Source organism: Robertmurraya sp. (genome assembly GCF_036676585.1).
Taxonomy (GTDB): domain Bacteria; phylum Bacillota; class Bacilli; order Bacillales; family Cytobacillaceae; genus Robertmurraya_A.
Map to the genome: position 1 here is coordinate 1 of NZ_JAKFCQ010000131.1, position 10903 is coordinate 10903.

Here is a 10903-nt window from a genome sequence, read left to right on the forward strand (position 1 = left end):
CCCAATCTTTTCAGCCTCTTCCTTGGACATCCCTTTTACGGTAATTGGCGCATAGGTTAGATTTTCTAAAACGGTTTTATGTGGGAACAAATGAAAATGCTGAAAGACCATGCCAATGTTCTGTCTGACACTCATAAGATCTACTTTTGGATTGGTCACCTCTATTTGTCTGTACCAAATCTCTCCTTTAGTTGGTGTTTCTAATAGATTCATACATCGAAGAAACGTCGACTTTCCAGATCCAGAGGGTCCAATAATGGCTACAACTTCGCTTTCTTTAATTTCTGTTGATATCCCCTTTAAAACGGTATTGCTTCCAAACGATTTTTCGAGGCTCGTTATCTTAATCACTTTTTCTCATTCTCCTCTCAATCGCTTTTCCAAGAATCGTAAGAACCATGACCAAAATGTAATAAATGATCCCCGCGATCAGAAGCGGCTCAAAATAACGATACGTTTGACCACCCACGATATACGCTCGTCTCATCACATCCATCGCACCAATCACCGTTACGACTGCTGATTCCTTCGTAAGAGTAATAAACTCATTCATTAGTGCGGGCAAGATGTTTTTCATTGCCTGCGGGAGGATGATATCTTTCATCATGGGGCGATATGGAATTCCAAGTGCAAGGGATGCCTCACTTTGTCCTTTATCAACCGCCAGAATTCCAGCGCGAATAATTTCAGAAATATAAGCGGCTGAGTTCATTCCAAATGCAATCACTGCTGCAGGAAATGCCGTGATTTCGAACCCAATGATTTGTGGCAATCCGTAATAAATAATCAGCAATTGTAAAACCATCGGTGTTCCTCTGAATACAGAAGTATAACCATCGGCAAACCAGCGCAACAGCCGAAACTTACTGATTTTACATAAGGTCAGGATAATCCCTAGTGTAAAACCAAGGAGAGCGGCTGCTAATACAATTTGTATCGTAATCCTTAACCCTTCTAAGATGTATGGAATCGATGGTGCTATTTGCGTAAAATCCAAATCCATAATCGGTTCACTCCTCCCTTTTTATAGTAAAATCAAAACCAATGAATCTATTATGTATAATAAAACGTATTAAAACGTTTTATGAAAATATACTATATAAAAAGAACACTCGTCAATACTTTTTAGTATTTTCTGAATACTTTACTATTATTCTCTTTAAATAAACATAAATCATTGGCGCTTCACAAGATAAGATGATACAATACGTTTTACAAATATAGCGCATACATTTATAAAGAAGGTGATGAAATGCTTAGCCAGGAGAACAAGATCCCTCTATATCTACAATTAAAAGAATCAATTCGTAGTGAAATTGTTAATAAGAAGCTGAAGTCTGGAGAAAAAATCCCAACGGAAGTGGAATTGAGCGAGAAATATGATATTAGTAGAGTCACCGTGAGAAAAGCGATTACCGAATTAGTTGATGAAGGCTACCTGATTAAAAAACAAGGAAAAGGAACCTTTGTTAGCAAACCGAAAATCGAAAGAAAGATCGTCCACCTCATTAGTTTTTCAGCAGCCTGTGAAGCAAATGGATTAAAAGCGAGCAGCAAGGTGATCAAACGAGAAATTCTCCAACCGGAACCAGAAGTCAGTCAATTACTTCAGTTGGATCCTGATGATCTCGTTGTCTATATTCAACGTGTTAGATATGCTGGTGAAAATCCGTTAATGCTAGAAAACAACTACTTTCCTTATAACAAATATAAATTCTTATTAAATGAAAACTTAGATGGCTCCTTATATCAAACACTAAAAGAAAAACACCATATTCACCCTTCTAATCCAGGTGAAACCACTCTAGAAATCGTCCGTGCACTAGAGGAAGAAGCTCAGTTGCTAGAAGTACCCTCTGGTGAACCTTTGTTTTTAATGAAAACGGTGATTTTTGATCAAGATCACGAACCTGTTCATATCGGAAAGCAGCTTATTGTTGGGGAAGGTTATAAATTTACGTTTAGTTGAAAAAACCCGAATAGCTCTCCACTCAATATAGAGTGGCAACTATTCGGGTTTTATATTTGTGTGAGAATTTGTTACTCTACCGTTGGAAATTGGATCGTAAACCGTGTCCCTTTTCCTTGTTTACTTCTCACCCTTATCGTACCCTTCATCGAGTGTACAATCTTATAGCACAGAGACAGCCCTACTCCCGTTCCTTTATCTTTAGTCGAATAAAAAGGGGTACCGAGATATTTCAGTTGAGTTTCTGACATGCCTTGACCATTATCTTCTATCTCTACTATTACATGTTTTCCATTTTGATAGGCACTAACCATAATCTCGCCTTTTTCTCCAATCGCTTCTATGCTGTTCTTGAGAAGATTTACAAAAACTTGCTTGATTTCTGAACTGTCGCCTTTGATCAGAAGTCTATCTTCTATGGAAGAAACAATCGAAATGGTTTGAAGGTTCGTAAATGACCTCATCAGTTCGATAATATTGTCTAGATCCGACTTTAAGTTAAGGATTTTTAGATCGGTCGTAGCAGGCTTGGCTAAGGACAGGTACTCAGATAAGATGACCTGAGAATGATCAATCTCTTCAATGGAGATATTAATGTATCTTCTTTGAGACTCTGTTAAATTTTCATCATCACTCAAAAGCTGTAAAAAGCCTCGAACAGCGGTCATCGGGTTTCTCACCTCATGCGCTACAGATGCTGCAAGTTGACCAACCACATCGAATTTTTCTGCCCGTTGAACCTTAGACTCTAATTCCATCTGCTTGTTCATATTTTCAAAGATAAACATAGCAGACAATAAAGTAAGCCAAGAAATGAATGAAAAAGTAAATACGATTCCTATCTCCTGAGAGTGATTCGTGTAAACGAGCAAAATCCCCCTCGTAATTGTTATGAGTCCATACAGAGTGCTAATTAAAAATATCTTTTTAAAATCACTATATGTACGAAATTTCTTTGCTAAAAGAATGAGTAATCCACTTATGATTCCAAAATTCATCACTGTTATTAATGGGGCATCGTCATGAATGATTATTTCATAAACGACGGTAATGCCGATTATCAGTAACCCACATGGATTGCTTCCATATAGAAAAGCAATAATGATAGGAACCATTTTTAAATCAAAATAAAATGTATCATAATAATTAATTGAAAATGTTAAGGTAAGTAAGAGAGAGATGGTTAGAACCAATACAAGCATTGGTTTAAACCCTTGTCTAGACCCTTTTTTCTGAAATAACAAATGGTACGTCCAAATAGGAAAAAGCACCATTAACACTTGATTTAATATGAGTTCTATCCCATGAAGCATGGAGCCTGTCCCCCTGTAAAATACTTGCCCAGCAATAATATTTTTTACTCTATCACATATTCGATAAAAACTTTCTAATTCCTTTTTCCGACAAAAAAAGTCAATATATTTGTATTGTTTTTGTACCAGGGGGCAGTGTCAGAAATAAAAAAGAGCAATCACCATGATGATTACTCTTCTACAGCTTCAATTATTAGGTTCTGATAACCGCTAGCTTACCTCACTAAGACCCACTTCTTCTTCCAGTGCTGCCTCTTTCAGTTTCTTTTTATAAACGATCTTGGAAAGAGTTAAACTTACTTCATAAAGCGTAAGCAATGGAATGATGACTAGAAAATCAGAAATAAAATCTGGTGGTGTGATGAGAATTGACACGACAATAAGAACAAAATACGAGACCTTTCTCGCTTTTACTAGTCTCATTGGGTTGAGAATTCCTAATCTTGTTAAAAACAAGACGACGAGTGGCATTTCAAACAGAAAACCAAATGGTAATGTGAGATTGATTAAGAAGCTAAAGTATTTTTCGGCCGTAAACATGGTCTGAAATTGTCCCTCAGATAGCCCCATCAAAAACCCTAAAACGATAGGAAATAAAACAAAGTACCCGAAACTGACACCTAAAATAAATAATAGAAAAAAGCCAGGGATAAATCTGAGTGTTACGTCCCTTTCCTTCTTATGTAATGCAGGCGTGACAAACCTCCACACTTGATACGCGGCTACAGGAATCGTACAGGCAAAAGCACATACACCTGATAACATCATATACACCCACAAAATATCACTTGGCCCAAGTACCGCAAGTTTTTCATCTAAGTCCCTAATTAACCAGTTATATAAGTCTTTTACAAATATAAATGCGCCCATAAGGAATACCATGAAGGCACCTAATGTGATTATGATTCGTTTCCGAAGTTCTTCTAAATGCTCTACTAAATGGACATCTCTGTTTTGCATCTGTTTGCCCCCTCTTATTCATTCCATAAAATAAGATGTAAGTAGGAGTATCCACTTACATCTTACATCTTACAGCTTCATTTTCTATTAATTTATTTTTCCTCTTTTTTCACTGGCGCATCATCTGATACTAACTCTCGAGTGGATTTTTTAAACTCTTTTAACGTTGACCCTACTGCTCGGCCTAGTTCAGGCAGCTTAGAGGGACCAAAAATGATTAGCGCAATCACAAGCAAAAGGATTAATCCAGGTACTCCTATATTTTGAAACAAATGAAAAACCTCCCTATTCACTAGTAGTTTATTTTATTAATAGTTTTGATTATAGGGGAGTGAAAAAACAAAGCCAATGAAGCTACTGTAAAAAAGTGTTAAGAATTTATTAATAGTGAAAATAGGTTTTACCTCTCTCCAACAGCACTTTAGGTAATTAGTAACAAGAAATTTTTTACATTTCATTAGTAATATTCATAAAATTCTTACAAGGTCTCCATTTCAACTTAATCCTCTACCTTTACTATAAAACTAGTTTTTGAAAACTAACAATTTGAGGGAGGAAATTTTTTATGAAAAAAGAAACAACTCAAAATGGATTAAACCGTCGTGATTTTCTAAAAGCTGGAGGTGTGGGAACACTTGCCCTAACTCTTGGTTCCACTGGAATTTTATCTTTAGGCTCAAAGGTATTAGCCGATTCTACCGATAATCCGACAAGCGGGTTTGGAGGGTACGGACCATTAATTCCGGATCCAAATGGTATTCTTGACCTTCCACAAGGCTTTCATTATAAGATCATTTCCGAAGAAGGTAAGCCAATGACTAACGGAACAGCGATTCCAGGAGCTTTTGATGGAATGGCCGCTTTCGAGGGACCGAACAATACAACGGTTCTTGTTCGTAACCATGAATTAGGGACAAGTGCCACCAATCCGGTTATTGGAACAAACCCGTATAGCTCTGCAGCAGTAGGTGGTACAACGACACTTATTATTAATAATGCTAGAAACGTAGTGAAAGAATATGTAAGCTCTTCAGGAACGATTCGAAATTGTGCAGGTGGAGCGACTCTTTGGGGTACATGGCTAACTTGTGAAGAAACACGTTCTTCCACGCATGGCTATGTATTCGAAGTAGATCCTCTTGATCCTGAAAACGAACTGTCAAGAACGCCAATCAAAGACATGGGTCGCTTCTCTCATGAAGCTTGTGCGATCGATCCAGCCACTGGATATGTGTACTTGACTGAGGATGCAAGCCCTAGTTATTTATACCGCTTTATTCCAAATGACACGAGCAAAAAACCAGGTGCCCTGCAAAAAGGCGGAAAGCTATACGCAGCTGCTATCGAAGAAATCGCTTCTCCAAAAGCAAGTACCTTTAAAACGGGACAAACGATAGGAATTGTGTGGAAGGAATTGAATCCGGATTTATGTCGTGAAGATGCAAAGGCACAGGGCTGTATCGAGTTTAAAAAGCTGGAAGGAGCATTTTTCCAAGCTGGTGTGTTCTGGTTTGACGACAGCTCTGCCGGCGAAAAAAATCTTGGACGCATTTACCGCTACATACCAGCTACCAATTCATTGGAGCTTTTCTATGAAGCAACTGATCGAGAACTTATGGAGTCACCAGATAATATCTGCATGACACCTTGGGGAGATCTATGGTTTGCGGAGGATGGTTCTGGAAACGACCGTATCATGGGAATTACACCAGAAGGAAACATCTATCCTTTTGCGAATAACCGACTAAGCGGATCAGAATTAGCAGGACCGATTTTCTCACCTGATGGCAAAACACTATTTGTTAACATTCAAACTCCAGGTAAAACATTTGCGATTTGGGGACCATTTGCGCGCAGCAACTCAGCACGTGCGAGAGAAATGTCTTACTCCTCCCCTGGCAAACTGTTTGCTCCACAAGTGTCTGATAAACTAACGGCATTCGCTGAAAGCCAAGGAATCTCTGTTCTTGAAGCAGCTGCCTTTGAGCGTCATGGAGTGAAAATTTAAGTAAAAGAGAAAGGCAACTACATTTATTCCATGTAGTTGCCTTTTTAAACGTTTGACCCTAGTCATCGTTCTTCTTATTTTTTTTCTCGTTCTTTTTCTCTTCTTTCTCTCTTTCCTTTTCTTCCTTTTCTTTTTCCTTCTCTTCTTTTTTGCTTTCTTTCTCATCTTCCTCGTCTTCTTCTTCCTCTTCCTCTTCCTCTTCGTATTCCTCTTCATCTTCTTCTTTTCTCGCGTCACGATACTCTTTTTCAATGGAAGAAAGGTCAAATTCCTTTTCAGAGAAAATAGAGGTCGACCTACTAAATATTTCTTTAAATAAAATCGTTACAGTGGAACTGCTTGATTCGGTTAGAAAATGATTTTCGTCGGTTTGATCGTAACCCATCCAAACCGCGCCAACCATTTCAGGAGAATACCCGACAAACCAGTGATCCTTTGTTCCAGCCTCGTTGGCAAAAGGAAGTTCGGTCGTCCCAGTTTTTCCAGCAATATCCCAACCACTTACCTTCACATTTCTTCCTGTCCCTTCTTCAACGACCCCTTTTAACATATACGTCATTTTCTCAGCAACTTCTGGATCCGTCACCTTGATCGCATGATTTTTCCATTGTGCGATTACTTTTCCTTCTGCATCTTCAATTCGGGTGATCGAATGGGCTGTTATTCTGACCCCTTTGTTGGCGAATGTAGAATAGGCCTGTGCCATTGTTAAAGGTGATACGCCTTTGTGTAAGCCGCCAAGTGTCATACCCGCAGTTTGGTCTTCTTCCTCCAATGTAATACCGAAGCGTTCTACGGCATTGACCCCATATTTCACTCCCATTTTCTGCAATAGCCATACAGGAGGCACATTATAGGAGTTAACCAAGGCATCATACATCGTTACTTGCCCACGGAAGCGTTTATCATAATTCAATGGCTGATATCCATTAATATCGATCGGACGATCTTGAAGTTTATCAAATATGTCATATCCTTGTTCGAGGGCAGGTGTATACGCAGCTAATGGTTTCATTGTAGATCCTGGCTGACGCTCTAATTGAGTCGCATGGTTAAAGCCTCTAAACACATGTTCCCCTCTACCTCCCACAAGGGCAGTAATTCCTCCAGTAGCTGGGTCGATAAAGGCTGCACCACTTTGAAGCAACTGATCTGAGGTGCTTTCCGGAAATAAGCTATTATCGCTATACACTTCTTCAGCTGCATTTTGAATGACTGGATTTAGTTCTGTATAAATCCTCAACCCACCTGACAGAATCTCGTTTTCGGTTAGGTCATATTGTTCAATCGCTTCTGCAATGATATGGTCGACATAATAAGGGTACTTCCCTTTATATCCATCGATTTTTTTTCCTTCTAGAACGATTTGCTGTTCCTTTGCTTGTTTTCGTTCCGCTTCCGTAATATATCCTTCTTTTTCCATTAGTGATAAAACAAGATCTCTTCGTTCAACTGATCGGTCCATATTTTTAAAAGGAGACAAAATGGATGGTGCTTTTATTAATCCCGCAATCATGGCCGATTCCCCAAGAGTTAATTCACTAACATCCTTTCCAAAGTACGTCTGGGCGGCACGTTGGATTCCCCAGGCCCCTTCACCAAAGTAGATTTGGTTTAAATATCCTTCCATGATTTCATCTTTCGAATATTTTTGTTCAATTTTCTTTGTAATAATAAGTTCCTTAAACTTTCTAGTATATGTTCGTTCTTGTGTTAAAAAAGCATTCTTAGCCAGCTGCTGTGTTAATGTACTACCACCAGCAACAATTTCTCCACTCAGGGTATTCTTTATCAATGCCTTCGCAATGGCAAAATAGTTAATTCCGTCATGCTTATAAAACCTCTGGTCCTCTGTTGCAATCACCGCATGTACAACGTCTTCCGGAATTTTCTCTATACTAACCCCTTCAATATTAGAAGAGGCAATTTTACTTGCAACCTCTCCCTTTTGATCAAAGATGATGGTTGGTTGTGGTGCAGGTTCTTCTAACTTGCTTACGTCCGTTGTCCATATGAAAATATTAAAAATCATAAAGAAAACAAGCGCCACACCGATAACGGCCGCAAGAATCTTTGTTTTTGCACCTTTTGAAGTAAAGGCACTCCAAGAAAATCTTGATGATCGCCTTTGTTGTCGTCTTTCCATTCTTCCCACGTAATTTTCCCCCACTATTCAAACATAAAAAGTCTCCACTTGTGTTACTTCCCGTTTTTATCAGAAGTAATGCACTGAATCATTATAAATAATAAAACTTCTCGTTCAAACGTTTTTTCAATAAATAGGGCGTTCATCCTAGTGGATAAACGCCCTGCTTTTATGAGTTCACCTTTTTTAACTCTTGTCTGACTTCTTTGTTTCATTATCTTCAATAGCGTTTTCTAAACCATATCCCGTTGAACTAATCTCTAGCTTTTCTTTATTTTCTGCTTTCATTTGATGAATACTTTTGTACTCTTCATTCATTTTTTCCATGTGAGACCTCCCTATTCTTAATATGTTTATATGGTGCGTCATAAGAGAAAGTTTATGACGTGAGAGACCAAAAATCAGAAGCGTAGCTGTCATAAGAAACCGTTTATGACTTGAAAGACGAAAAATACAGTTGCGTTCACGTCATAAGATAAGGTTTATGACCACCTTAGGATGCTACTTCCACTTCCACTTTCACACTTTATTTCTTTATCACTATAGACTTGGGTTTTCATCCCTTAGTTGTTAAAAACCCAATCATTGGCAATTTCTTTCTTCTAAAAAAGAGCATGAACTCTATCGTTCAATGCTCTCTTCATAGTTATTTTAAAAATTAAAACGCCTTCTTGTCCCGACAATGACAAGAATCGCCGGAATGGTACAAATGATCATACCTAAAAAGGCAAGATTCGGGGAAATCTCATATAAAAATCCACCTAATAGTGTTAACACAGCCGTACTAAAGCTTAAGGCAATTGCGGAATAAATTCCTTGTGCATTTGGAATCTGCTGTTTTGGCAGATTCTTTGTAATATAAGTGATAAACGCGTAATGCGCCACTCCAAAGGATAATGCATGTAAGCTTTGAGAGAGAATAAACACCCAGATATTAGGGAACAAAAACAAAAGTATCCATCTTAAAGTCGAACCTGCTGCCGCTAGTAATAATAAGGAGGATGTATTCCATTTTTGAAACAAGGAATCTGCTTTCATAAAGTAGAAGATTTCAAAAATGACCGCTATGTTAATAATCAAACCGATATAATACTGATTTACTTGTAAGTCTTGTAAATAAATATATCCGTAGTTGTAATACGAAGCATGAGCTCCTTGTAATAACACAACAATGAGTAATACGATCGGAAAGCTTTTAACTTCTAATAATTTCTGGACAGATAATGCCCCTTTTCGATTTTGTTTTGATGGTGCCTCTAATAAAATCGGCGGCGTTGGTAAAAAACTCATAATTAGCATGAAACCAAGACCAACAAACATACTCCACAATATAGCTTGCTCTCCCCACTGCCCGGTTAACATACTAATGATAAAAACGGAAACAACAAATCCAATCGATCCGTATTTACGACTTTTTCCATAATGTATTCCATGTTGACTTACTAACACTGCCGCGGCACTTTCGACAGCAGGCAAGAGTGTCGGATAAACGGCACTAAATAGGATCGTTACAATGAATAATGTTGTAAACGAAGAAGATGGAATATACAGGATGGTGGCAATGAGTGAGATAACTGTTAAACTCAGAATCACCTTATGAGCACTTAAAAATCTTGAAGCAAAAGGAAAAGCAAACAGCGTTGAAAGTCCTCTTGCCACTAATCCTACTCCCATAATCAGACTCGCTTCTGTTACACTTAATCCCTTGTCTTGTACGAGCCATCCAGTCCAATAGGGTAAAAATGCACCCCATGTAATAAAAAATACAAAGAAATTTCGAGAAAGCCAATGTTGAATATTCATTTTCATACCTCCGTGATTCTTGCATCATAACACGAACATACATACAATAATATGAGATATCTCATATTTTTCCGGAGGAATTCATGCAATTTTTAGTTGAACCTTTACGTAATTACTATCTTACAAAATACCCAATCGAAACCCTTTTCTCCTTTCCCATCACACCCTATATTCAAGTATGCCAGTTTGAACGGGGTGAATTTATTTTCAAAGAAGGCTCCTATCCTGAGTACTTATATTATCTTGTCGAGGGTAAAGCAAAGCTATATGTGACACACGAAAATGGGAAAGTTTCACTGATTAATTTTTTGCAAGCTCCTACTTTTATGGGAGAAATTGAATTATTAAATGAGGAACGTATATCCAAAGCGATTCAAACCGTCAGTAAAGTCACTTGTCTTGCGATTCCCATTCAGGCTTGTAAAGAGAAGCTTCTCACGGACGCTACCTTTTTGAGGCATTTATGTATATTTCTAAGTCAAAAAGCAACAACCATATCCGCGAAGTACACGGAAAATCAGGTATATCCCTTAATTAACAGGCTGGCTGCTTTTATACTCGTGTCAGCGGATCATGATTTTTACAAAGAAAAACACACCGAAGTATGTGAATACTTAGGTGTATCGTACCGTCATTTATTACACGTTTTTGCAAAGCTATGTGAAGAAGGGGTAATGAAAAAACATGCTCGAGGATTTTTGATT

The 10903-nt window shown here is 38.1% G+C and carries 11 protein-coding genes; 3 read left to right on the forward strand and 8 right to left on the reverse strand.

Annotated elements, in window-relative coordinates; genetic code table 11:
* Together ACGLXV_RS17415 and ACGLXV_RS17420 are read right to left on the reverse strand one after the other, a co-directional pair.
* A partial coding sequence (locus tag ACGLXV_RS17415) for an ATP-binding cassette domain-containing protein (protein WP_391559620.1) occupies positions 1–351 on the reverse strand: 351 nt, incomplete at its 3' end.
* The gene (locus ACGLXV_RS17420) at positions 344–1003 is read right to left on the reverse strand and encodes an amino acid ABC transporter permease (protein ID WP_391559621.1); all 660 of its coding nucleotides are present in this window, start codon (positions 1001–1003) and stop codon (positions 344–346) included. The genes ACGLXV_RS17415 and ACGLXV_RS17420, both read right to left, overlap by 8 nt.
* A 249-nt stretch (positions 1004–1252) precedes the next feature.
* Between ACGLXV_RS17420 and ACGLXV_RS17425 the strand changes: the two genes are divergently transcribed.
* A complete protein-coding gene (locus ACGLXV_RS17425; RefSeq protein ID WP_391559622.1) occupies positions 1253–1969 on the forward strand; it encodes a GntR family transcriptional regulator in 717 nt (238 codons plus the stop codon).
* Between the two features lie 71 nt (positions 1970–2040).
* On the opposite strand, the gene ACGLXV_RS17430 is transcribed toward ACGLXV_RS17425, so the two are convergent.
* From ACGLXV_RS17430 to ACGLXV_RS17440, 3 genes are all read right to left on the reverse strand, one after another.
* Complete coding sequence (locus ACGLXV_RS17430; protein ID WP_391559623.1) at positions 2041–3282, reverse strand: ATP-binding protein; 1242 nt, start codon at positions 3280–3282, stop codon at positions 2041–2043.
* A 210-nt stretch (positions 3283–3492) separates the two neighbouring features.
* On the reverse strand, positions 3493–4242 hold the full coding sequence (gene tatC, locus ACGLXV_RS17435) for a twin-arginine translocase subunit TatC (RefSeq protein ID WP_391559624.1): 750 nt from the start codon (positions 4240–4242) through the stop codon (positions 3493–3495).
* 92 nt (positions 4243–4334) lie between these two features.
* Positions 4335–4514 (reverse strand): twin-arginine translocase TatA/TatE family subunit, encoded by a 180-nt coding sequence (locus tag ACGLXV_RS17440; RefSeq protein ID WP_119707978.1) that lies wholly within the window; start codon positions 4512–4514, stop codon positions 4335–4337.
* A 293-nt stretch (positions 4515–4807) separates the two neighbouring features.
* Here ACGLXV_RS17440 and ACGLXV_RS17445 point away from each other — a divergent pair, with 293 nt between their 5' ends.
* Positions 4808–6250: an alkaline phosphatase PhoX gene (locus ACGLXV_RS17445; protein ID WP_119707977.1), complete on the forward strand. Its 1443-nt coding sequence runs from the start codon at positions 4808–4810 to the stop codon at positions 6248–6250.
* A gap of 58 nt (positions 6251–6308) precedes the next feature.
* Here ACGLXV_RS17445 and ACGLXV_RS17450 read toward each other — a convergent pair whose 3' ends face one another.
* From ACGLXV_RS17450 to ACGLXV_RS17460, 3 genes are all read right to left on the reverse strand, one after another.
* On the reverse strand, positions 6309–8396 hold the full coding sequence (locus tag ACGLXV_RS17450) for a transglycosylase domain-containing protein (protein ID WP_391559628.1): 2088 nt from the start codon (positions 8394–8396) through the stop codon (positions 6309–6311).
* A gap of 186 nt (positions 8397–8582) precedes the next feature.
* Complete coding sequence (locus ACGLXV_RS17455; protein WP_391559625.1) at positions 8583–8723, reverse strand: hypothetical protein; 141 nt, start codon at positions 8721–8723, stop codon at positions 8583–8585.
* 324 nt (positions 8724–9047) lie between these two features.
* The gene (locus ACGLXV_RS17460) at positions 9048–10199 is read right to left on the reverse strand and encodes a 3-phenylpropionate MFS transporter (RefSeq protein ID WP_391559626.1); all 1152 of its coding nucleotides are present in this window, start codon (positions 10197–10199) and stop codon (positions 9048–9050) included.
* Positions 10200–10282: 83 nt separating this feature from the next.
* Here ACGLXV_RS17460 and yeiL point away from each other — a divergent pair.
* Positions 10283–10903 (forward strand): transcriptional regulator YeiL (gene yeiL / locus ACGLXV_RS17465; RefSeq protein ID WP_391559627.1); only part of this gene is annotated, 621 nt, incomplete at its 3' end.